Here is a 22,773-nt window from a genome sequence, read left to right on the forward strand (position 1 = left end):
ATGGATGCTCTGCAACTTCTGGCACAGGGATTCGCGGGTGCGTTCACCCCGGAGAACCTGCTGTGGGTTCTGGTCGGCTGCCTCCTCGGCACGGCCGTGGGCGTCCTGCCCGGCCTCGGCTCCTCGATGGCCGTCGCGCTGCTGCTGCCGATCACGTTCTCGCTCGATCCCACCGCCGCCTTCATCATGTTCGCCGGCGTCTACTTCGGCGGGTTGTTCGGCGACTCGACCATGGGCATCCTCATGAACACTCCGGGGCAGGCCTCCGCCATCGCCTCCACGTTCGAGGGTCACAAGATGGCGCTGAACGGCCGAGCCGCCCAGGCCCTGGCCACAGCCGCCATCGGCGCCTTCATCGGCGGTTTCATCGCGTCGATCGTCGTGGTGTTCCTCGCCCCCGCTCTCGCGGACTTCTCGAGCAGGTTCGGTCCGGCGGAGTTCTTCGCCCTGGCCGTCTTCGCGTTCGCCGCGACGTCGTCCGTCGTCACGGACAACGTCATCAAGGGGCTGACGTCGCTGTTCATCGGGCTCGGCATCGCCGTGATCGGCATCGACGGGGTGTCGGGAGCACCGCGCTTCACGATGGAGTCGCCCCAGCTGTTCGACGGCATCTCGCTGGTCACCGTGACCGTCGCCATCCTCGCGCTCGGTGAGGTCATCTTCGTCGCGTGCCTCGCGCGCCACGACACAGCGAAGAAGATCATCAAGCCCACCGGTCGGCCGTGGCTCAGCCGGAAGGAGCTGAAGGAGGCGACGCCGGCGTGGCTGCGCGGCACGGCGATCGGCCTGCCGTTCGGCGTCGTGCCCGCGGGCGGATCCGAGATCCCGACATTCCTCGCCTACGGGTTGGAGAAGCGACTGGACGCTCGGCGCAAGAAGCCGCAGTTCGGGCACGGAGCCATCCGCGGCCTCGCCGCCCCGGAGGCGGCGGGAAACGCCACGACGGGCATGGCCATGGGCGCCCTGCTCGCCCTGGGTCTGCCGATCTCCGCGACGGCGGCGATCATGCTCGCGGCGTTCCGCCAGTACGGCCTGCAGCCCGGCCCGCTGCTCTTCGACCGCGCCCCCGAGCTCGTCTGGGCGCTTCTGGCGAGCTTCTTCATCGCGATGGTCGTGCTGCTGATCCTGAACCTGCCGTTCGCGATGCTGTGGGCGAAGCTGCTGCTGATCCCCCGCCCGTACCTGTACGCCGGCATCACGGTGTTCTGCGCGCTGGGCATCTACGCCACCTCCGGGTCGACGTTCGATCTGCTCATGCTGCTCGGCATCGGCATCCTGGGCTTCCTGATGCGGGCGATGGACTTCCCGCTCGCCCCGCTCATCATCGGGATGGTGCTGGGCCCGCTGGCCGAGACGAGCCTGCGGGATGCGGCGATGAGCGCGAACGGCGACTTCTCGGTGCTCGTGCACAGTCCGATCACCATCACGCTCTACGTGCTGCTGGCCGCGGTCCTGGTGTTCTCGGTCCGCGGGCGCATCGTCGCCCGGCGACGTGCACGCCGCGTAACCGCCGACGCGGAGAAGGAGCCGGTCGCGCGCTGACTCGCGGGGGAATCGGTGCATCTGGGCCGATTCCCCTATGGTGCGCACCTGTGGCGCTCGCGAGACTTCGGTTGCTCCCGCGGTGATGGGAGCCCCACACCGAAGGACCGCCATGCGACGCCGTCTCCTCCCCCTCGCCCTGATCGCCGCGGGGGCTCTCGCTCTCGTCGGCACTCCCGCGCACGCCGCCGAACCGTTGCGCACCGTCACGGGAGTGGCCGGCACCGCCGGCGGCGTCGAGCGTCTCGCGCTCTCCCCCGACGGGTCGACCGGTTACATCGTCGACGGCTCCTCCCGCGTCGCGATCTTCGACACCGCCACCAGCGCGGTCGTCGCGCACTCGGTCGACTTCACCGTCGAGGGCTTCGGCGTGCCCACGGATGTGGCGCTGAGCCCCGACGGCTCCGAGGTTGACGTCTCCACCACGACCGGTTGGATCGTGCGCCTGGACGCATCGGGCGCACTCGTCTCGCAGATCGCCCTGCCCGGAACCGCCCTGGGCGGGTTGTCGATCGCAGCGGCCGGTCAGACCGTCGTCGCAGCCCCCTCGGGGGCGGATCCCACCCGGATCCTCCGCTTCAACCTCGGCGTGAGCAGCGTGAGCGGCATCGACTTCGCTCCGGACACCCCCAGCACGCCGCGCCCGTCCGCCATCTCTGACATCGCCGTCGGCGTCGGCAACGGTTCGGACAACGACGTCCTCGTCGCGGGAGCCGCCGCGGGCACGGGCGTGCTGTACCTCTTCAACGATCCGTTCGCGCTCGGCGGGCAGGCTGCCTCGGTCATCCTCCCCGGCACGAGCGCCGCGGGGCGGATCGCGATGAACCCCGCGGGCACTCTCGCGGCGGTGACCGCGGGCAGTGCCGACCGTGTGTTCTTCGTCGACATCGACGCCGCATCCCCGACCTACGCGACCATCGTCGGCTCGGCCGGCGTGCCGCACGCCGCGACGGCGGCGAACTTCTCGCCCGACGGTGCGAACCTTTTCGTGGTGGGCGGGAACAGCGTGTCGACGCTCGACGTGGCGACCGGCGCCGTCAGCGAGACGACGGCGATCGATCTGACCGACGCGACCGACGTTCGTCCTCTCACCGAGCGGCGATCGCGCGTGGGTCGGCGACGGCGCCTCGGGCTCCGTGGGCCTGCTGTCTCGCGCCGCCGTCACGGCGGCCTCCGGCGCGACGGCGACCGTGGGTGCGGCGTTCGAGATCCTCGCGACCGCCGCCGCCTTCGACCTCGCACCCGCGTTCCAGGTCGCGCCGTCTCTGCCAGCGGGCCTTTCGCTCGATGCCGCCACCGGCAGGATCGCGGGGACCCCGATCGTCGCACAGCAGGCGCAGACGTATACGATCACCGCGTCCGCCTCAGATGGAACGGCCGTCACGACGACGATCACCCTGGCGGTCGCCGCGGCGCCCCAGCCGACTCCGTCGACGACGACCCCGCCGAGCGCTGCCCCCGGTTCCCCCGCACGACTGGCCGCGAGCGGCGCGGAGGATGCGTCAGGCGCGGCGTTCGCCGCTCTCACTGCCCTGCTGTGCGGAGCGGCTTTGCTCGTCGGACACGGCGTGCGGCGCCACCGCGCCCGCGGCTGAGCCCTCCGGCGCGAACGCGACCGTCGCGAGCGCCGCGCGCGACGGCAGCCCGAGCCGGCGCAGCGCCTCGCCCAGATGGTGCTCCACGGTCTTGACGCTGAGCCCGACGGATGCGGCGATCTCGGCGTTTCGGCCGCCCGCGGCGGCCAGTGCGGCGACCTGCCGCTGGCGGGGAGTCAGCAGTCCCAGGTCCAGTCCGCGCCGCGGCCCCAGCAGCGCAGCGGCCCGGCCGCGGGTCGGCGCTCCGGTGATGCGCAGGATGTCCTCGACGTGGCTCTGCACCGTGCGAGGGGAGAGATAGAGCACCTGCGCGATGGCCGCGTTCGTGTTCCCCTCGGCGAGGAGCACGGCGACCTCGCGCTGCTTCTCGGTCATGACCGACAGATCGCCGCGCGCACCCTCGACGTGCGGAGCGAGGTCGCGCCAGCGACGGGCGGCGAGCAGCCGGTGCCGTTCGTACCCGACGGCGTCCGCCTGGCGCGCGAGCCGCAGCAGCAGCTCCAGTGCCGCCGCCGGCTCCGCCTGCGCGAGAGCGACCGCCCGCACGAGCTCGCCGCGCAGCACCTCGGTCGCCGCGCCCGCCGCCTCGTCGATCCGCACGGACGCGGCAGCAAGCGCCTCCGCATCCGCCGCCTGCCCCTGCGACAGGGCCAGCGCTCCCCGCGCCCGCGTCAGCGAGGAGGCCGCGACGCGGTGGCGTGCCAACGCGCCGCTGCGGCGCAGGAGCACCCCGGCACGGTAGGTGTCACCGCGGGACAACGCCGCTTCGACGAGCACCTCCGTGGCGAACGCGCGGTCCCACACCTTGCAGCGGGACAGGTCGGCACCCGCTGCCGAGACGAGCAGCGCGGCCGCACGCTGCAACTGCCCGACGGCGCGGAAGCCCCAGGCGACGTAGAGCGAGGAGCCCACCGACAGGTAGTTCTCGTCGCGGCGGGTGCGAGCGATCACGGCGTCCGCGAGCGTGAAGAACCGCTCCCGATCGCCGGCGACGGCGGCGCCATAGCCCCCGATGGCCTGCAGGACGACGAGCGCGCGCTGCGGCACGATCGTCGCGCTGCGGAACAGGCCGGCAGCGATCGTGCGCACTTCGTCGCGTCGTCCGTGGAAGGCGGCGCTGCGTGCGGCGATCAGTTGCAGTGCCACGGCGGCGGGGTCGGCGCTCTCGGTGTCGCCCGTCACCACCTGCCCCGGGGCGAGCGGCGCGCCGCGGATCAGCGTGTCGGCGGCTTCGAAGCCACCCGAGCTCAGCGCAGCCTCCGCCAGGAGATACCGCGTCAGCAGGGCGCCCTCCCCCGGCTGCGACACCGCTCGGGCGACGGAGCCGGCCTCCACGCCGTGGTGTCGGCCGTGCTCTGTTCCCGCCATCGCGTCGGCGGTCAGCATCGCCGCGGATGCGAGGCGCGCGACGGGCACGGCGCACCCGGCGACGTCGTCCAGGGCGCGGCGGGCGTGCGCGGCGGCGTCGGGGAAGCGGCAGGCGATAACCGCCGCGATCGTGGCGGCGACCCGGTACAGGCCGCGATCCGCGCGGGCGGTCGCCGCATCCGAACGCGCCGACGCGTCAGCGAGCTCGGCGGCCGCGTCCCCGCCGAAGACGCGCAGCAGGACGCCCGTGACGAACCGCCATGCCTCGGCACTGCCGTCGACGTCGTCGTCCACGCCGCCCGCCCCTCTGCCGGCCGTTGCGCCGGTTCCGGGGGAATCGTGCCACGCAGCGAGCCCGACGCGATACGGCCAGGATGCGGAATCCGCCGAAACCCGTAGCCGCGGGGCTAGAAGCGGCTTGCGATCGTCTCGCCGAGAGCCGTCCAGAGGACCGGATCGGCGCCCGAGCCCCCGGGATCGATGTCGACGAGCAGGATCCCCGCATCTCCCTTCACGACGAGGATCGTGCCGATCGATGCGTCCGCCCACCCGCGGGTGATGCCGGGGACGGGCTGGGCATCCGCCCCCTGCGGATACAGCTCAGCGGGCAGGAACGCATCGGCGTCCGTCGTGTACTGGGCGATGGCGGTGTGCGTGTCGGCGTACGTCCAGGTGCACTGCTGCAGCCCCTGCTGTCCTTCCGAGGCGACGCCGTCGACCGCGTCGACGCCGAGCGCCGCGGCGATGTCGGGGGAGGGCACGAGCGTGCATGCATCGCCCGTGCCCGACCCCGCCTGCGGCGCCGGCGCCGAACCCGAATCAGCGTCCGCCGCGGCCGAGCTCCCCGCGGGCTCGGCGGTGTCCGTCGCGGCCTGCGAGCAGCCCGTGAGCGCGAGGGCTGCCGCGACCAGGACGAGCGGCTTGAGAGCTTTCACGCGGCGATCATGACAGTCGGCGGCGCACGGCGATACGCCCCGATGCGTGAACCCGCCGGATCCCGCAGTGCGCGGATCAGGTCACGGACGAGATCGCTGGGTACTCGCGGACGAAGCGATCGACGTCGGCGAGGTACGCCTCGCGCCGATCCGGCGGCAACCACGCCGCCCGGAACGAGGAGCGGGCCCAGGCCGCGACGTCCGCCGCCTGCGCCCCCACTCGATCCGCGAGCACGGCGTAGTTGTCGCCGGCATACCCTCCGAAGTAGGGCGGGTCGTCGGAGCTGATGGACACCGGGATGCCCTCACGCACCAACGCGACGATCTCGTCGGCCTTCATCGTCGCCGTCACGAACGAGTTCGAGAGCGGGCAGACGGTGAATCCGATGCCGCGCTCGCGGGCGAGTGCCAGCAGCGCGGCGTCCTCCACGACGTTCGTGCCGTGATCGATGCGATCCACCTGCAGCTCGACCAGCGCCTGCCGGATGTGCTCGTGCGTGTTCTCCTGGTCGATGTCGCAGTGCACCGTGACCCGCAGCCCGGCCTGCCGTGCGCGGGAGAAGACCTCGACGAACTCGACAGGCGGGTGGTCCTTCTCGTCTGAGTCGAGACCGACGCCGATCATCCAGTCGCGGTACGGCTCCGACTGCTCCCACGTGGCCAGCGCATCGTCGATGCCGCGGTCGCGGAGGAAGCACATGATCAGCTCCGCGCTGATACCGGTGCGCTCCCGTTCCGAGAGGATCGCCCGCCGATAGCCGCCGATCATCGTGCCGAAAGCGACGCCCCGGCTCGTGTGCAGCTGCGGGTCGAAGAAGATCTCGACGTGCCGCACCCCCTGGGCGTGCGCGCGGGCGAGGTACCCCTGGCAGAGATCGAAGTAGTCCTGCTCGGTCCGCAGCACCGCCATGTTCGGATAGTGCACGGCCAAGAAGGTCGGCAGGTCGTGGAACACGTAGCTCGCGCGGATCTCCTCCGTCGTCGACTCGGCGAGAGGAACACCGTTGCGCCGAGCGATCTCGAGCTTCATCTCCGGCTCCAATGTGCCGTCGATGTGGACGTGCAGCTCGGCCTTGGGGATGCGGCGGGCGAACTCCGCCAACGTCGGATCGATCATGCCGGCCACTCCTTCTGGTCCTCGTTTCTCGTCGCGGCGCCCCCCGCAGCCGTCGCGACCGGCGTCGCGACCGCGGAGGTGGCCCCGATCGCCAGGCGCATCATCCAGCCCACGACCTCTCCCACCTCGTCGCCCGAGAGGCCGAGGTCATCGTGAAGAACGACGTAGGAGGTGATGCTGTCGAGATAGTGGAGACCCGCCACCAACCGGCGCCGCTCAGCCTCCGTCGCGGCGGCGAACTCGGTCTCGACGGCATCCTGCAGCTGATGCAGCACCAGAGCGTTGAATCCTGTCATCGCGTCCCGACCGACAGACGACATGGCGATGGCGCGCGACAGGGCAGGTCGCCGATGCATCTCCCGGGCGGACCGGGCGAAGACGTCGGGCAGCTGGTGCACGCTCGCGAGCGGCTGGAACGGCAGCATCTCCTGCTCGTACCAGGCACCGAACGCCGACACGAGCTCGTCGCGCGATGCGAAGTGGCGGAACACGGTGCGCACGGAGACACCCGCCCTCGCGGCGACCTGTGACATCGAGAAGTCGCGGTCGGGATCGCTTTCCATGCACTCGGCCACGGCCAGAAGGATCGTCCGCCGCGTCTGCTCCGTGTACCGCTCCCGGATGGACGGCTGCTCACTCATGTCATGATCATGACATGAGTGCATTTCCGTGACGTTTCGGATCCCGCAGTGGCGTCCTCAGACCTCAGTGGCCCGCATCCGCGCGGGCGCCGCGCTTGGTCAGACGGGAGATTCCGGTGACGACGGCCACGATCGCGAGTCCGAGCGCGAGCCCGAAGACGGCGGACAGTGCCGTCTCCACGATCCACACCACGACGGGGCCGGCCGCCTCCACGAGATGCGTGACGGCGTGGACCAGGTGCTCGGGTCCGTCCCAGAGCGTCTCGGCCAGATTGCCCACGACCAGGTGACCGCCGACCCAGAGCATGGCGACGGTGCCGACGACGCTGATGACCCGGAACACGGTCGGCATCGACGCGACGACGCGCACACCGAAACGGCGGATGCGGCGGGCGTCGCTCTTCATGAGGCGCAGTCCGATGTCGTCGATCTTCACCAGTAGCGCGACCGCGCCGTAGACCAGGGCGGTCATGGCGAGCCCGATGACCAGAAGCGCGCCGAGGGTCATCCAGATGCCGAAGTCGGGGTCGAGGCTCGAGAGCGCGATCAGCATGATCTCGGTGCTGAGGATGAGGTCGGTGCGGACGGCACCGAACACGAGCTTCTTCTCGTCGCGGGGGGCGCCGTCATCCGCATCCTCGTGGTGCGCACCGAACCACTCGAGGACCTTCTCGGCGCCCTCGAAGCAGAGGAACCCGCCGCCCAGGATCAGCAGGAACGGCAGAACCCACGGCGCGAACGCGGTCAGCAGCAGCGCGATCGGGATGATGATGACGAACTTGTTGATGAGGCTGCCGAGCGCGATCTTCCACACCACCGGCAGCTCCCGCGCCGGCGTGATGCCCTGCACGTACTGCGGGGTGACGGCGGCGTCGTCGATCACGACGCCCGCGGTCTTCGCGCTCGCCTTGATGGCGGCGGTCAGGATGTCATCGACGACGGCGAGCAGGCCGACCGACATACGCACTCTCCCGGATGCGAGGGCCGCAGCCGAACGGCTGCAGGGGCGGATGCCCTCAGCGAGGATATCGGCCCCCGAAGGGGCGGGACCGCGGGTTGCGCGAATCGCGGCGCCGGATCACGCGCCGGCGCGCACCGGGCCCGTACTGCCGCGCATGATGAACTCGACGGGCGGCAGTTCGATCGGGGCGGGCTCCCGCCCCTCCACGAGGGAGATGAGCACCCGGGCGCTCGCCCGCCCCCACTGGATGACGTCCTGCCGGACGGTGGTCAACGGAGGCACCACATAGGGCGCGAGCGGGATGTCGTCGAAACCCACGACAGACAGGTCGGCGGGCACACGCAGACCACGATCGATCGCGGCCGACATCCCGGCGATCGCCATCAGGTCGTTCGCGTAGATGATCGCGGTGGGCGCCGCCGCCAGATCGAGCAGCTCATGTGTGGCCCTGGCCCCTGCCGCTCCGCGTGAAGTCGGCGACGACCGTGGGCCCCGGCTCGAGCCCGAGCTCAGCCATCTCGTCTTCCCATGCCCGGCGTCGCACCGCGGAATGGACGTAACGATCGGAGCCCCCGACGTGCGCGATGCGCCGGTGTCCGAGCGCATGAAGGTGACGCACGGCGCGACGCACACCCGCGGCGTCGTCGAGGCCGATGGGATCCGGACCCGCGCCGGAGGGCGCGTCCGGTCCGACGAGAACGTAGGGCAGACCGAGCTCTGCCAGCTCCACGGGCCGCTGGTCCCCGATCCGCAGATCACCGAGGAAGACTCCGTCCACGCGCGCCTCGTTGGCGAAGCTCGCGTACGCCGCGCGCTCGGTCTCCTCGCCGTCGACGACCTGCAGCACGAGAGCGTAGCCCTCGCCGGACAGCGTGCTCTCGACACCGGCGATGAACTGCGGGAAGAACGGGTCGGTGCTGAAGAGCTCCGGTTCACGCCGCACGATGTAACCGAGCGCCTGCGCCCGGCTGCGCGAGAGCGCGCGGGCACGGGCATCCGGCTTCCAGTTGAGGGCAGCGGCCGCATCAAGGATCCGCGCCCGCGCCTCCTCGCCCACACCGCCGCGACCGTTGAAGACGAAGGAGACCGCGCTCTTGGAGACACGAGCCATCGCGGCCACGTCTCCGATCGTGGCCTTGCGGGTCTCGCCCTTGCGCTTGCCCCGAGCGGGAGCAGCACCGGCGCTCGCACCGCTGGGAAGGGAAGGCTCGTTCTGCACCTCAGAATCATAGCGTCGTTTAGTCCGATTTAGTTGAATGCCGCCCCTCTCAATCCTCGCCATACCGCGGAATCATGCGCGATCTCCTCACGAGTTGATCTCGCGAACAAAAACCGGTTTACTCATGGGACGTGCACAGCACACCCGGGGTCGCGACGTCGCCGTCCCCGGAGCGAGACGAGGGAGTACGCGAGATGTCGCGACCAGGGCGAAAGGCCGGACAGCAGTGACTGCGCTCATGAGCCGACGCGACGGGTCGCCGCGCCGCCGCCGACGCCTCCAGCGGTGGCTGGGCGAGAACCCCCTCGGGATGCTGCTGAGCGCGCCGTACGTGGCGTTCGTCGTCGTGGTCTTCCTCGTGCCCTTCGGCTTCGGCATCTGGATGTCGTTCCACGACTTCTTCTTCACGGCGCCCGGCGTGCAGGTGCCCCAGCCATTCGTCGGCTTCGACAACTTCGCACAGGTGCTGGCCGACCCGCAGGTGCACCAGGCGTTCCTGAACCTGCTCGTGTTCCTCGTGATCAACGTGCCGCTGACCGTCGTACTCGGCCTGCTCCTGTCCAGCGGCCTGAACGCGGTCGTGCATTGGAAGGGCTTCTTCCGCGTCGCGTACTACATCCCCTACGTGACGGCGTCGGTGGCGACCATCGCCGTGTGGATCTTCCTCTTCAACGGCAACGGCGTGGTTAACACGCTGCTGGGCGAACTCGCACCCGACCCGACCTGGCTCGCCAACCCCGCGATCATCATGCCGCTGATCGCGGTCTACGTGACCTGGAAGAACCTCGGCTTCTACATCCTGCTGTACCTCGCGGCTCTCCAGAATGTGCCCCAGGAGCAGTACGAGGCGGCCCAGCTCGACGGCGCCGGCCGGTGGCAGCGCTTCCGCTCGGTGACCCTGCCCGGCGTGGCGCCGGTGACGTCGCTGGTCATCCTGTTGTCGATCATCACGACGGGGCAGATCTTCACCGAGCCCTACCTGCTCACCGGCGGCGGACCCAACGGCGCCTCCCTCACCCCCGCGCTGTTGATGTACCAGAAGGGCATCCAGCAGGGGCAGCCGGACATCGCGGCCGCGATCGGCATGATCCTCGTGCTGCTCGTGATGATCGTGTCGCTCGTGTCACGTCGCCTCACCGAGAGGAAGAACTGATGGCCTCGATCGCTCCGCGCACGCGTCGTGCGAAGGAACAGCCCCGCTCGGTCGGCGGCTCCCGCGCCCTCGCGGCGCTTCGCTTCGCCGCGCGTGGGCCTGGGGGCCCTCGCCGCGCTCGTGCCGTTCTACTACATGGTGCTCGGCGCACTGCAGCGCCAGCGCGACACGACCCTGTTCGGGCTGCTCCCCCTCCCCGGAAACCTGACGCTCGACAACTTCGTCGAGGTCAATGAGTCGATCAACCTGTTCCGGTCACTGCTGAACTCGCTGATCATGACGGCGGGCGTCGTGGGCTGCACGCTCGTGTTCGGGCTGCTCGTGGGCTATGCGCTGTCGGTGCTGCAGTTCCGCGGCCAGGGGCTGGTGTTCGCCCTCGTGCTGCTCGTGCAGGCCATTCCGTTCCAGCTGCTCATGATCCCGCTGTACGTGATGGTCGTGCGCTACTTCAACCTGGCCGACAGCTACCTGGGCATGATCCTCCCGTTCGCGATCAACTCCGTCGCCGTGCTGATCTTCCGGCAGTACTTCCTGCAGATCCCGAAGGAAATCTTCGACGCGGCGCGCATCGACGGAGCCGGTGAGCTGCGGATCCTCCGCTCGATCGCCGTACCGCTGGTTCGTCCCGCCGTGCTGACCGCGATGCTCGTCACCTTCATCGGGCCGTGGAACGAGTTCCTGTGGCCGTTCCTGGTCACGAAGGACGCCAACCTGCAGACCCTGGCGGTGAGCCTGGCGAACTTCTCGCAGTCGAACGGCTCCTTCCTCGCGAACCCGATGGGGGCGGTGCTCGCCGGTGCGTGCGTGCTCGCCGTTCCTGTCGTCGTGCTCTTCCTCGTCTTCCAGCGGCACTTCACCTCGGCCAACCTCGGTTCGGCCGTGAAGGGCTGATCGCCGCGGCACCCGCATCCTCGACCCGTCCCTCGACAAGGCAAGGCAGATGACCCAGACCGACGAACTCGAACCCGACGCCACCATCGCGTACGCACTGCGCCGGGTCGGCAACCTCATGGAAGCCGACACGAACGACCCCCACGAGGTGGAGGGCGTACTCAACCCCGGAACGGCGTGGGGCCCCGACGGCGAGCTCTACCTCTATCCGCGCATCGTCGCGGAGGGCAACGTCTCGCGCATCGCCCGGGCCCGCGTGGTGATCGAGGACGGTGTGCCCACGGGGGTCGAACGCCTCGGGGTGGTGCTGTCCCCCGACGAGGGCTGGGAGCACGGACGACAGAACGCGGGTGTCGAAGACCCTCGGATCACCTTCGTCGAGCCGCTGGGCATCCATGTGATGACGTACGTGGCGTACGGCCCGCTCGGACCCAAGTCCGCGATCGCCGTCTCGACGGACACGGTCACGTGGCGGCGGCTGGGTCCCATCCGCTTCGCCTATCAGCCCGAGCTCGACTCGGATCTGAACCTCTTCCCCAACAAGGACATCGTCTTCTTCCCCGAAGCGGTGCCGGGCCCGGACGGGCGTCCGTCGCTGGCGTTGCTGCACCGCCCCATGTGGGATCTGGACTGGCTGCGACCGGGCGAGGGCGCGCGGCCGCCGGCCGGCATCGCCGACGATCGCCCGTCGATCTGGATCGGCTATGTCGATCTCGACGCCGCGACGCGTGATGTCAACGCACTGACCCTGGTCGAGAACTCGTCGCAGATCGTCGCCCCCGAGGCCGCGTACGAGTCGGCCAAGATCGGTGCTGGCCCGTCTCCCCTGCGCGTTCCGGAGGGCTGGCTGCTTCTGCACCACGGTGTCTCCGGTGCGACGCCGCGCGGGTTCGAGCTGGCGCACGGGTCGAAGTACAGCGCCGGCGCGATCCTGCTGGATGCGGCCGACCCGCGCCGTGTGCTCGCGCGCACACCGGAGCCGCTACTCGCGCCCGAGACCGCAGAGGAGCTCTCGGGCACGCTCGGCAATGTCGTCTTCCCCACGGCGATCGAGAAGATCGGCGGGCGTTGGTTCGTGTTCTACGGCATGGCCGACTCCTCGATCGGCGTCGCCGAGTTGGAGCGTGCCGAAGGCTGAGCGCGACGGAGCGTTCGCACGGATGCGGCGGGGCTTCGGCCTCGCCGCATCCGTGTCTCATCAACTGCGCGCGGCGGGATCTTGGACGATCGAGCGTGAGGACGGTCGGCCTCGCGTCATCGCGCCTGACCCATCCGAGATGGCTTCCAGGTGGGTACCGCGCTACATCCCCTGTCCGCCCACGTACCCGTCCGGGGGTTCCGTGAGATCACCCATCTGCCTCGCCCGCCGGAAGGCTTCGGATGCTGAGTCCGTATCACCGAGTTCATGGTGGAGGAGGCCCAGGTTGAAGGCGGAGAAGCCGTCGCCTTGATCGGCGCCGCGGCGGTACGCGTCGATCGCGCCACGGTGGAGGCTCCTCAGCGAGCACTTTGATAACGCTTCGTCTTCTATGAACGCCCGGCTTGCTCAAAACCACGACGGATGGCCGGGTCCGAAGCCCCGGCCATCCGTCTGCATATCTCCGCTGGGTTCAGTCGCCTGCGCGGCGCCGGCGCCGGTCGAGCACGAGCGCACCGCCCAGAGTGAGGATGAGCAGTGCCGCCGCTGCCGTCCACGGCACCCAGGCGAGGTCGGCACCCGTGCTCGGGAGCGCTCCGTCCGCCGGGTTCTGCGGGTTCTGCGGATCCGTTCCACCACCGGCGGCAGCCTCGATCTGCACCGCCACGGAGGCGATGTCGACGCCGTCGCGCATCACGACGATCGTGTGCGCACCACCGGGGACGTCGGCGGGGATGTCCGCAGTGAGCGTGAACGCTCCGGCCGCATCCGCCGTGACGGTGCCGAGGTCCCGCGGGCTCGACCGCAGCTGCACGAGGTACTGCGCGCCAGGCGTGAACTCCGCGCCCGTCACCGTCACCTTGCCTCCGGCTCGCAGTCCGTCCGAGGCGGTCACGGTCGGCGTCCGATCTGACTGCTCGACGACCTCCACCGACACCGGTGTGGTCGCCGGCGACCAACCGGCCTCGTTCTGCGCGCGCACCGATACCGCGTACGTACCGGGGGCGAGCCCGTCGGCACGCCCGGTCAGCACGTCGCCGCCGACGGGGATCACGCGGTCACCGATCGTGAGCTCGTACGCCGAGACCGCGGCCCCGCCGTCGTCCTCCGGCGCCAGCCACGTCGCAATGACCGCGGAGCCTTCGGCAGCCGCCGTCAGCGAGGCGGGCGCGGAGGGCACCGTGACCTCGGGCTCCTGGCCGATCTCGACGAGGCCGTCCAGCGCGGCGCGCAGGGCCTCTGCCCTTTGGTCGATCACCGACTGCCCGATCCCGCTCGTGCGCAGCGCGTCCTTGGCCGCCTCGAGCGCGGGCAGCACCGGGCGCCAGCTGTCAGCGGTGTAGATGTTGCTGTCGAGCGCGTTTCCGCGGTCGACGAGCTCCTGCAGCGCGGCGGTGTCGACGGCGACGTTGACCGTGCACCAGCTGATCTCATCGCCCTTCGCGTGGGTGAGAAGCACTCGCGTCGAACCCGACTCCCCCGCCCGCAGGTCGAAGGCGACCGAGCCGTCCTGACCGACGCGCGGCGCGCCCTGGACACGGGCGACGGCCGCCTCCACCGGGTAGGCGATGAAGACGTCGTCGGCGTCGAGCGGGGCGATGGATGCGGTCACGGTGGCGATGTCGCCATGGGCCGCGCTCACGTCGGGCGAGGTGCACGAGAAGTTGTAGCCGCCGTACAGCTCGAACTCGAACAGCGAGATGCCGTACTTCGTCACCGGCAGACCGGCGACCCGCACGTAGCGCACCTCGGCGTCGGCGAAGTCCACCGTGTTCTTCAGCTCCGCCGAGGTCTTCTGCACTCGGGCCAGCTCCTGCCAGGTCTGACCGTCGAGCGAGCCCTCCAGCCGGAAGTCGTTCGAGGTCGCCGACTCCCACGTCAGCACCGCCTGGTTGACGGTCGTCGGCGTTTCCAGGTCGACCTGTAGCCAGCGCTCCGTCTTGTACGGGGCGTCCTCGCGGCGCGACGCCCAGCGGGTCGTCCCGATCCCGTCGGTGGCGAAGCGCGGCTCGAGCGTCGCGTTGTACGACGACTCCGCGGTCGTGGGCCGACCGAGCGCGAGGTTCTCCCGCCCGACGGGCGTCGTGGGCGCCGAGGCGATCGCGTCACCCTCGAACACCTCCATCTCCCAGATCGAGACGCCGTACTGCGTCGTGCTGCGCTGGATCGACTGCATCCGCACATAGCGGGCGTTCTCCTGCACCGCGATCACGTCGAGTCCGCCGTCGCTGCCGCCCGAGGGCGTCACATAGGCGTCGCGCCAGTTGTTCTGATCGTCGGACACCTGGATGCGGTACTGCTTCGCGTACGAGGCCTCCCACCAGAGCCGGACGGTGCCGATCGACTGCACCGAGCCGAGGTCCACCTGGGTCCACGCCGTGTCGGAGAGGTTGGCGCTCCAGCGGCTGGCCATGTTGCCGTCGGTGATGCTGCCGGCCGCGGACCCGCCCGACGCCGTCACCGATCGACCGAGCGCCAGGTTGCGACTGGCCTCGACCGACATCTCGGCGATCGAGTAGCCGCTCCCTCCGGCGCTCTCGAGCAGCAGCACCCGCAGGTAGGTCGCCGCGGTGGGCGGGAACTCGAGCGTCTCGGTGCCCCCTTCCGCGTTCTGCACGAAGCGCAGATCGCTCCAGTTGGCACCGTCCTGCGAGGTCTGCACGAGGTAGCGCGTGGCTGCCTCGGCGCCCCACTCGAGGGTCAGCCCCGTCACGAAGGCACCGGCGCCCAGATCCTTGGCCACCCACTGCACCCCGCCGTCCGCGGACGCCCAGGAGGTGGCGGCATCGCCGTCGCCGGCGAGCGCGGCGCCGCGCCCCTCGGCGGAGCTGCTCGCCGAATAGGCCGACGCCTGGGCGCCGTCGGTCGACGCCAAGGACGCCGTGACGGTCTTGCCCAGGTTCGGCCCCGACCCGAGAGCGAAGGTTCCGGCGTGCACCGCGTCCGGCCCCCGAAGGGTGACGGCCACGACGAGCCCCGGCTTGTCGGGGTTCGCGATGCTGACGACGGGCTCCGCACCGGACTCGTCGAGGATGACGATCGCGGGCTGATTGACCTCGAGCGTGCGTCCGTCGCCGAGATCGAGGGCGCCGGCCTGGAAGAACGTCGCCATCGTGCGCTGAAGACCCGCATGCTGCACGGCCTGCACGCTCGCGTCGTTCTGCAGGATGCGTACCGCCGGAGCGGCGGCGTAGCGCTCGACCTCAGCCGGGGATGCGGCGGGCAGCACGATGTACTCGTAGCCCGCGTCCGTCGGCTTCGTGCCGTGGTCGAAGTACAGGGTGAAGGCGTCGCGGCTCACCGCATCCTCGCCGACCCAGCTGCCGGTCTGCGCCTTGTTGGAGACGGTGACCGGCGCATCGGACGGGAAGACGTATCCGACCTCGTCGTTGTAGGCCCATGCCGGGTCGTCCACGACGACACCGTCCGCACCGTCGGCGACGGGCTTGCCGTCCACCGTCGCGTTGTCCTTGGCAGCGGCCTGGTTGACGACGCTGTGCACGGCCGCATCCGCCGTCGAACCGATGCCAGTTCCCAGCGCCACCATCTCGTCGTCGAAGAGGAAGGTGCTCTTCAGCCCCTTCGTCTTCGCGCGGTCGAGCGTGTAGACGTTCGCGCCGTAGTGCCCGTCCGAGACGCCGCCCGTGAAGCTGCCGCCGTTGCCGACGCGGCCGTTCGTTCCTCGCGTCTGCTCCTTCAAGTAGGGAGCCGTGACACCCGGGTAGTGGAACCAGTCGAAGGCGGGACCGAGGTCGAGGTACTCGCGGTTGTTCACCTGGATGGCGGTGGCCGCCGCCGAGTTCCAGAAGACCTCGTTGCCGACCTCGGGACGGAACGTGGAACGATACTCCGCGCCGACCGTGCGGCTGGAGTTCAGGCGGGTGAAGATGGCGTATTCATCGCGGATGTGGGAGGAGAACTCCGACCGCCAGAAGTACTTGTCGCCTGTGACGCCGTTGCCGGGGGTCTTGCCGCGGATGTTGTCGGCGAGTGCGCGGTACTGCGTGGCGTAGAGGGCATCGGTGCGCGCCATCTCGTCGAGCGGTTCGAGGAACTCCGATGCGTAGCTCGTGACGCCGTCGATCGTCTTGGGCGGCCGATAGCCCAGGTAGAGCATCCCCACCTCACCGCGGATCATCCAGCGCGTGCCGTTGATGATGTAGAACGCGATGTCGTCGAGCTGCGCGCGGGTGAAACCGAGGCTCGTTCCCCGCGCCGCATCCGCCCACAGCGCGACGTTGGTGAACAGCGCCATGCCGTAGCCCTCGCTGTAGAGCTGCGCTTCATGGGCCCAGAAGCTGGCGTCGGGCTGCACGGCCTCGTTGACGTTCCCGGAGTTGTCGACGGCGACCGTCGCGGCCATCGTGTCGAAGCCGGAGGCGATGTCCTCGAAGTTGCGCGAGGCGACCGCCTCGAACAGGTAGTTCGTCGTACGCCATGCACCGTTGGCACCGACCGGGTCGAGCTTTCCGGTGTTGTGCTTGAGGCTGGCGGCGAACGCCTCGTCGCTGAGGACTCCGCCGAGGAAGATCGAGATGCGCCCCATGGCCATGGACTCGCCGATCTCGGTCTCCCACCAGTTCTGGTTGCCGGGATCGACCGCATCCCAGTAGGTCAGGGCGCGGTCGACCGCGGTCACGAGAGCGGGATCCTCGAAGCCCTTCGCGTCGGCGTCGCGGTACGCGTAGGCCATCGCGAGCATCCGATACAACGCGATGTAGGCGGACCAGGTCGCGCCGTTCGCCGAGCTCGTACGGTCGGCGTAGTTCACGTCGGACCAGGAGCCGTCGGGGTTCTGGGAGGCGGCGTACTCCTGCGCTTCGGACACCCGCGCCAGGTAGATGCCGTTGGCGATGATGATCTCGTCGCCCTGCGCCAGGTAGTACTCCTGCAGACGCGACACGATCGTGTTGACGTCGTCGTCAGGGGTGGCTGCCGTCGCGGGCACGGTGGCGAGCCCCGTGAAGGCGAGCACCAGGGCGACGACGAGAGCCAGCGAGGCCCTGATTCTTCTCATGACGGGCTCCTTCGGCCGGTTGAGAGATGCGCGCATGCGTGCGCGAAGAGAGGATGCGGGCGCTGAGCCCGACGCGCCGTGCGTCGACGCGGACGAGAAGAGAAGGGCCGGGGAGCATCACGCTCCCCGGCCCCGCGTGATCAGCCCTGGGCTGCGAGCGAGTCGATCTTGTCGGCGGCGCTCTTCATCTGCTCGGCGAGATCGCCCTGGCCGGACTGCACCGCGGCACCCCAGGTGTCGCGGAAGGTCTGCCAGATCTCCGTCGCGTTGGCGATGTTCGGCACGTCGACCGTCAGCGGGACGGCCTGGGCGAAGGTCGCCAGCAGCGGGTTCGCGGCGAGGTAGTCGCCCGCCACCTCGGTGAGGTCGGTGCGGATCGGGAACTGACCGGTGGTCTCGAGCAGAGCCAGGTCGTTGTCGGCATCCATCGAGAACTTCGCGAAGTCCCACGCGGTCTGCTTGTTCTGGCACGAGGTGTAAAGACCGACGTTCTTCGAGTCACCGAACGTGTAGGTCTCTTCGAGCGTCTTGCCGTCGGCGGTCGGCAGCGGCACGACGCCGTACTCGACCTTGCCGTCGAACTGCGCGGCACCCCACGGGCCGGCGATGCCCATCGCGGCGACACCGTCGGCGAACGGGCCCGCCCAGGCGTCGCCGCTGTAAGCCTCCGCCGACGAGTAGCCGTCGGCGTACAGCGTCTTCCAGAACTCGAGCGTCTGCATGCCCGCTTCGCTCGTGAACGTCGCCGCACCGTCGGCCACCAGCTGCGTGCCGTCGGAGTTGGCGAGGTAGAACGGGTAGAAGTCGAACAGCGCGTTCGTGTAGTCGCCGGATGCCGGCGGGTACAGCGCGTAGTCGGCGGCGCCCGCATCCTTGATCGCCTTCGCGGCGGCGAGCACGTCGTCGTAGGTCGACAGCTTCGGCGCTTCGGCGTCGAGCCCCGCCTCGGCGAAGGCGGTCTTGTTGTAGTAGAGCATGAAGGGGTTGGCCTTCCACGGCACCTGGTACAGGTCGCCGTCGGGCGAACGGAAGCCGTCCGCCGCGTCGCCCGAGCGCTCGGCGATGAACGACTCGCCGTCGTCGAACGTCTTCGAGATGTTGACCAGGCCGCCCTGCTTCTGGAACGAGGGCACCGCGGCAGGTGCGGTGTTGTAGACGAGGCAGGCGGTGTTGCCCGCGGTGATCGCGGCCGAGATCGCATCCTCGGAGGACTTGCCGGCCGGGATGGCCTCCGCCGTCACCTGCTCGTCCGGGTGGTCGGCGTTCCACGCCTCGACGACAGCCTTGCCCCAGGCGATCTCCTGCTCGTTCGTCGAGTACCAGATCGTGATCGGGCCGGACGTGAGTTCTGTGCTCGCTGCGTCGCCACCCCCCGAGCTGCACGCTGCCAACGGAACGGCAACGGCGACGAGGGCGACAGCAGCGCTGATGGAACGCTTCATTGCGCGGACTCCTTCTCGCAATACTGCCCACGCCAGCCATTGCGTTTCTGTGATTCGGACCTTCGGAGAACGTCCACGCGCACGGGTCGCGCGTGGTCGCACTGATCCACGCCCGCGGGTGGCGCTCTCAGTCGTCTCGTTGAGTGGTTGCAGCCTTAGTAAACCGGTTCTTGCGTATAGCGTCAATACTCAAGGTCTTCTAACTTGTCATGTCACTAAATCGGTATATCTCGTGCATGCGCCTCACGAACGACCCAGAGCCAAGCCCACGTCATGCCGCCTTGCGAGCCTGGTGGCGCGCAACGCGGTTGCGATTGCCGCTCTGCATGTAGGTCCGCCGTGATCAGGCGGTGGCTGCGATCGGCTGCGCCGGCGTGCTCTTGACGGTGGTCTGGGTCAGCGCATCACCGCTTCGCCGCATCCGCGATCCTCGGTCGCTCGCACGCGAGTCCGTCAAGGCGGAAATGCTCGCAGTGCGTTGACTCAGCGAAGAGGGTGAGTCACCAGATCGTCCCGCCGCCGACGGAGATGCCGCCCCAGGTGAGCAGGATGAAGATGATCGCGAATACGACGGGCGCGATGCCCCGACCGCTGCGCGCGAGACCCTTCAGTAGGCCGATTACCGTGAACACGGCGGCGACGAGGGAAAGGCCACCACCGAGGATGAGTCCGATGAACAGCGGGATCGGCATGAGGATGAGACCGGCAAGACCGAACCAGAATCCAGCCCAGGCGCTCGGGTTGCGGCGACGTTCGACGGTGGAGGACACGGGTCCATTATGCGGGTCCCCCGCCGCGGGCGACAGGACGCGGCGTGGCTCTTAGTCAGCAGCCCACCGGAAGAGCGGCGCGGACAGCGAGGTGTCCTTTGCGAGGATGCGGCGATAGAGCCCGACCGCGTCCTGTGGACCCCACGGCTCGGAGAGCAGCCCGGAGACGTCGAGGCTTCCCTCACCGACCATGCGCAGGAAGGTGCGCGTGGCCGAGCGAGCGAGGTCCGGATCTGCGTTGACGTAGCCGCCGATCAGACGCAGACCCTTGACGAACACTGAACCGTAGTCGATCTCCATGGGTCCCGCATACCCTGTGGAGAGAACGACGGTGCCCCGCGGCTGCGCCGTCCGGATCGCGAGCGCTGTGCCGGCGGGGGCACCCGACAGGTCGACGGTGTGCCGATATGCGTCTTGATGGGAAGCAGTGCCGGCCTCGTCTCGCGGATCGATCGCCTCGTGCGCACCGACGGCCAGCGCCGCCTCCCTCCGCGCAGCGACGAGATCGAAGACGGTGACCCGCGACGCCCCTGCGGCGCGGGCGAACTGCACGGCGAGCTGACCTATCGGCCCCTGCCCGACAATGGCGACGGAGTCGGAAAGACGCACCTCGGCGAGCATGACGACCGAGCACGCCGCTTGACCGAGGAGGAAGAACGCGGCGGCCTCGCTGCTGAGTCCGTCGGGCACGACCTCGAGGTCCTCGGCCCGTGCGAGCGACAGCTCGGCATGCGCTCCGAGGGGACGACCGTCGCCATCGAAGCCTGCCACGACGCGCTGGCCGAGTTCCCACCCGGAGACGCCCTCCCCCACCGCGACGATACGTCCGACGCGTGAGTATCCGGGAACGAACGGGAATGTCACCCCCAGAACGCCGTGGGACGTCGGCCCGGCCAGCCAGCCCGCCTCGGTTCCGGGGCTGATCAGGCTGACGAGGTTTCGTATCAGCACCTGGCCAGGGCCTGGCGCGGGAACGGACACCTCACGCACATCGACCTGTCCGGGACCGGTCCAGACGACCGCGACGGCTCGGTGGGACATTCGGCGGCGCCTCTCGCTGTGCGGATCGGGCGAGCGCTGCGTTCTCGCGCACACCTTTCGGAGCAGCGTAGGCAGTGGCGGACCGCCATAGGAACCCGTCACGGGCGATGCCCGGCATGGGCGCGGCCGATGGCGATACCGGAGCATGCCCGCCACGCAGACGAGGGGGCGTCACAGCGGGAGTGCCGCAGCCTGCGTTCTGGATTCTGACAGTGTTGACTGCCGGTCGGCGGCACGGGTACGACATCATGCGGGAAGCATCGGATGCGTCCGAGGGCCGGGTGGAGCTGAAGGTCACGACCCTGTATGCGGCGCTGGAGCGACTGGAGCGTGAGGGGCTGATCGTCGCCGACGGCGAGGAGGTCGTGAACGGGCGGGCGCGCCGCTACTACCGGATCACCGATGCGGGCTCGGGCCGACTGGTCCAGGAGGTCGAGGTGCTGGAGCGTTCAGTGCGCGCCGCGCGGGAAGGGCTGACGCAGGTGCGGATCGCCACGCTGATGCCGACGTCGGCGGTGGCCGGATGACCGCGGAGCGGAGGCGGTTCGCCCGGCTGCTGCGCTGGTATCCGAAGGGCTGGCGGGAGCGCAACGGCGAGGTACTGCTCGGCGCGATGCTCGACGAGGCCGAGCGGCAGGGCCGCGACCGGCCGACCGGCGCCGAGCGGTGGTCGGCCATCGTGCACGGGCTGGGTGCGAGGCTGGACCGCAGGCTCGCGCTGGGCTGCGCCGTCGCCGCGCTGCTGTTGGCGGCGCTAGCCGGCATCGCCCTGGCAGGTCCGGCGCTGGAGTGGCTGCGGCCGATGCTGCCCGGCAACGCGGCACGCTGGGGACTCCCGGCGGTGAGCGCGGCGGTCTGCCCGGCGCTCGTCGCCGTCGCGGTAGTTGCGCTGGCACGGCACCGGGGCTGGCTCTCCGAGCCGCGTGCGGTGCTCGTGCTGGTGCTAGCGGTGCCGAGCTTCGCGCTCTCCGGGTTGGCGGCGGTGTCGTGGTCGGTCGGCTTCGACGCGGCGAACCGCGACGTGTCCGGCGGCTGGTTCGCCGACGCCTGGGCGTGGTTCGTCGCCGCAGGCTGGGCGTTGGGTGCGGCGGCGATTGCCGTGTTCCTGGTGGCGGCCATCGGTCGGACCCGGATGCACGCCGCGACCGCGGTCGGGCTCGCGCTGCTCGCCGGGGTGGTCACGGCGCCGATCATCGGGGTAAGCCTGCTGACCCCGTACACGGCGGCGATCGCCGCTGCCGGCGTCGCAGTCCTGACCCTCCTGCCGCTGCGGTCGGAGCGGGTCACGTCACCGACCGCCACTGCGATACCTACGAGCGGGACCATGACGGCGGGCAACCGGCGCCTGTCCCGCGCCTCAGCCTGGCTCGCCGCAGCGGGCGGCGCGGTCGGTGTCGCCTACGCGCTGACCGGCGCTCGCTGGTCGAGCGGCGCGGTGGACACGACGGCGGCGATGGGGCAGGGCATCACCCTCTCGCTCGTGTCGTCGCTGCCGCTGCTGGCCGGCGTCGGCATCGTGCTCGCCGCACGCTCGCGGCGTGCTCCCGCTCACACCTGGGGTCCGCTGCTGCTGCTCTCCGTGTCCTTCCTCGCGGTCGCCCTCGGCTACCTCGGCGCCCCCGCCTGGGATCGGATGGCACCCGCCCTTGCTGCGGCCTCGGTCCTCGGCGCTGCGGCGATCACATGGTGGGCGGCGACCCGACTGCGCGGGCCTGTCGCGGCCCGTGTCGTGATCGCCATTGTCATCGGCGTCGGCTATGCCGCGCTCCAGGGCATGCTCGTCGCGCCGCTGATGTCCTTCGCCCTGCCGCTGGTCGCAGCCGCCTTCGCCATCTGGGGAACGCGCAACTGCAGCGGTCACGTCCGCACTATCAGGCAGGGAGGGGACACCAGCTATGGAACCGCTCCGCAGGCCTGAGCACGGGCGGCCTCCGGCCGGGCGA

General features: G+C 69.9%; 21 protein-coding genes. 7 read left to right on the forward strand and 14 right to left on the reverse strand.

The features are described 5' to 3' along the window. Complete coding sequence (locus tag QE377_RS04765; protein ID WP_307320078.1) at positions 1–1,542, forward strand: tripartite tricarboxylate transporter permease; 1,542 nt, start codon at positions 1–3, stop codon at positions 1,540–1,542. A gap of 273 nt (positions 1,543–1,815) precedes the next feature. Here the strand turns inward: QE377_RS04765 and QE377_RS17310 are convergent, their stop codons facing one another. The 3 genes from QE377_RS17310 to QE377_RS17320 form a co-directional block, all read right to left on the reverse strand. Continuing rightward, complete coding sequence (locus QE377_RS17310) at positions 1,816–1,968, reverse strand: hypothetical protein (RefSeq protein WP_373459513.1); 153 nt, start codon at positions 1,966–1,968, stop codon at positions 1,816–1,818. Positions 1,969–2,067: 99 nt separating this feature from the next. Further along, positions 2,068–2,430, reverse strand: coding sequence for a hypothetical protein (locus tag QE377_RS17315; protein ID WP_373459514.1), 363 nt, complete (start codon positions 2,428–2,430; stop codon positions 2,068–2,070). An 18-nt stretch (positions 2,431–2,448) separates the two neighbouring features. Next, on the reverse strand, positions 2,449–2,634 hold the full coding sequence (locus QE377_RS17320; protein ID WP_373459515.1) for a hypothetical protein: 186 nt from the start codon (positions 2,632–2,634) through the stop codon (positions 2,449–2,451). A 98-nt stretch (positions 2,635–2,732) separates the two neighbouring features. On the opposite strand from QE377_RS17320, the gene QE377_RS17325 reads away from it, so the two are divergent. Then, entirely contained in the window at positions 2,733–3,137 is a 405-nt protein-coding gene (locus QE377_RS17325; protein WP_373459554.1) for an Ig domain-containing protein, read from the forward strand. On the opposite strand, the gene QE377_RS04770 is transcribed toward QE377_RS17325, so the two are convergent. The 7 genes from QE377_RS04770 to QE377_RS17335 form a co-directional block, all read right to left on the reverse strand. Further along, positions 3,045–4,799 carry a helix-turn-helix transcriptional regulator gene (locus QE377_RS04770; protein ID WP_307320079.1) on the reverse strand — a complete coding sequence of 585 codons (1,755 nt, stop codon included), beginning with the start codon at positions 4,797–4,799 and terminating at the stop codon, positions 3,045–3,047. The two genes, QE377_RS17325 and QE377_RS04770, sit on opposite strands and share 93 nt — an antisense overlap. Before the next feature lie 113 nt (positions 4,800–4,912). Continuing rightward, entirely contained in the window at positions 4,913–5,440 is a 528-nt protein-coding gene (locus QE377_RS04775) for a hypothetical protein (protein ID WP_307320080.1), read from the reverse strand. Between the two features lie 76 nt (positions 5,441–5,516). Then, complete coding sequence (gene add, locus QE377_RS04780; protein ID WP_307320081.1) at positions 5,517–6,557, reverse strand: adenosine deaminase; 1,041 nt, start codon at positions 6,555–6,557, stop codon at positions 5,517–5,519. Further along, positions 6,554–7,198, reverse strand: coding sequence for a TetR/AcrR family transcriptional regulator (locus QE377_RS04785; protein ID WP_307320082.1), 645 nt, complete (start codon positions 7,196–7,198; stop codon positions 6,554–6,556). The genes add and QE377_RS04785 overlap by 4 nt, the downstream gene beginning before the upstream one ends. 64 nt (positions 7,199–7,262) lie before the next feature. Further along, positions 7,263–8,159 (reverse strand): DUF808 domain-containing protein, encoded by an 897-nt coding sequence (locus QE377_RS04790; protein WP_307320083.1) that lies wholly within the window; start codon positions 8,157–8,159, stop codon positions 7,263–7,265. 117 nt (positions 8,160–8,276) lie between these two features. After that, on the reverse strand, positions 8,277–8,711 hold the full coding sequence (locus tag QE377_RS17330; RefSeq protein WP_373459555.1) for a LacI family DNA-binding transcriptional regulator: 435 nt from the start codon (positions 8,709–8,711) through the stop codon (positions 8,277–8,279). Beyond that, complete coding sequence (locus tag QE377_RS17335) at positions 8,596–9,378, reverse strand: LacI family DNA-binding transcriptional regulator (RefSeq protein ID WP_373459516.1); 783 nt, start codon at positions 9,376–9,378, stop codon at positions 8,596–8,598. The genes QE377_RS17330 and QE377_RS17335 overlap by 116 nt, the downstream gene beginning before the upstream one ends. Before the next feature lie 238 nt (positions 9,379–9,616). On the opposite strand from QE377_RS17335, the gene QE377_RS04800 reads away from it, so the two are divergent. The 3 genes from QE377_RS04800 to QE377_RS04810 all read left to right on the forward strand — a co-directional run bounded on the left by QE377_RS04800 (position 9,617) and on the right by QE377_RS04810 (position 12,560). Continuing rightward, positions 9,617–10,531 (forward strand): carbohydrate ABC transporter permease, encoded by a 915-nt coding sequence (locus tag QE377_RS04800; protein ID WP_307320084.1) that lies wholly within the window; start codon positions 9,617–9,619, stop codon positions 10,529–10,531. Positions 10,532–10,666: 135 nt separating this feature from the next. Then, positions 10,667–11,422 carry a carbohydrate ABC transporter permease gene (locus QE377_RS04805; RefSeq protein WP_307325875.1) on the forward strand — a complete coding sequence of 252 codons (756 nt, stop codon included), beginning with the start codon at positions 10,667–10,669 and terminating at the stop codon, positions 11,420–11,422. 49 nt (positions 11,423–11,471) lie between these two features. Beyond that, complete coding sequence (locus QE377_RS04810) at positions 11,472–12,560, forward strand: glycosidase (protein ID WP_307320085.1); 1,089 nt, start codon at positions 11,472–11,474, stop codon at positions 12,558–12,560. A gap of 472 nt (positions 12,561–13,032) precedes the next feature. On the opposite strand, the gene QE377_RS04815 is transcribed toward QE377_RS04810, so the two are convergent. The 4 genes from QE377_RS04815 to QE377_RS04830 all read right to left on the reverse strand — a co-directional run bounded on the left by QE377_RS04815 (position 13,033) and on the right by QE377_RS04830 (position 20,830). Then, positions 13,033–17,577, reverse strand: coding sequence for a discoidin domain-containing protein (locus QE377_RS04815; protein ID WP_307320086.1), 4,545 nt, complete (start codon positions 17,575–17,577; stop codon positions 13,033–13,035). A gap of 140 nt (positions 17,578–17,717) precedes the next feature. Beyond that, positions 17,718–19,019: a sugar ABC transporter substrate-binding protein gene (locus QE377_RS04820; RefSeq protein ID WP_307320087.1), complete on the reverse strand. Its 1,302-nt coding sequence runs from the start codon at positions 19,017–19,019 to the stop codon at positions 17,718–17,720. 500 nt (positions 19,020–19,519) lie between these two features. Beyond that, positions 19,520–19,789: a hypothetical protein gene (locus tag QE377_RS04825; RefSeq protein WP_307320088.1), complete on the reverse strand. Its 270-nt coding sequence runs from the start codon at positions 19,787–19,789 to the stop codon at positions 19,520–19,522. A gap of 51 nt (positions 19,790–19,840) precedes the next feature. Next, on the reverse strand, positions 19,841–20,830 hold the full coding sequence (locus QE377_RS04830; RefSeq protein WP_307320089.1) for a zinc-binding dehydrogenase: 990 nt from the start codon (positions 20,828–20,830) through the stop codon (positions 19,841–19,843). 116 nt (positions 20,831–20,946) lie between these two features. On the opposite strand from QE377_RS04830, the gene QE377_RS04835 reads away from it, so the two are divergent. Together QE377_RS04835 and QE377_RS04840 are read left to right on the forward strand one after the other, a co-directional pair. After that, complete coding sequence (locus QE377_RS04835; RefSeq protein WP_307320090.1) at positions 20,947–21,357, forward strand: PadR family transcriptional regulator; 411 nt, start codon at positions 20,947–20,949, stop codon at positions 21,355–21,357. Continuing rightward, positions 21,354–22,748: a hypothetical protein gene (locus QE377_RS04840; RefSeq protein ID WP_307320091.1), complete on the forward strand. Its 1,395-nt coding sequence runs from the start codon at positions 21,354–21,356 to the stop codon at positions 22,746–22,748. The genes QE377_RS04835 and QE377_RS04840 overlap by 4 nt, the downstream gene beginning before the upstream one ends. Positions 22,749–22,773 lie beyond the last annotated feature (25 nt).

This window comes from Microbacterium sp. SORGH_AS_0862 (assembly GCF_030818795.1).
Classification (GTDB): Bacteria; Actinomycetota; Actinomycetes; order Actinomycetales; family Microbacteriaceae; genus Microbacterium.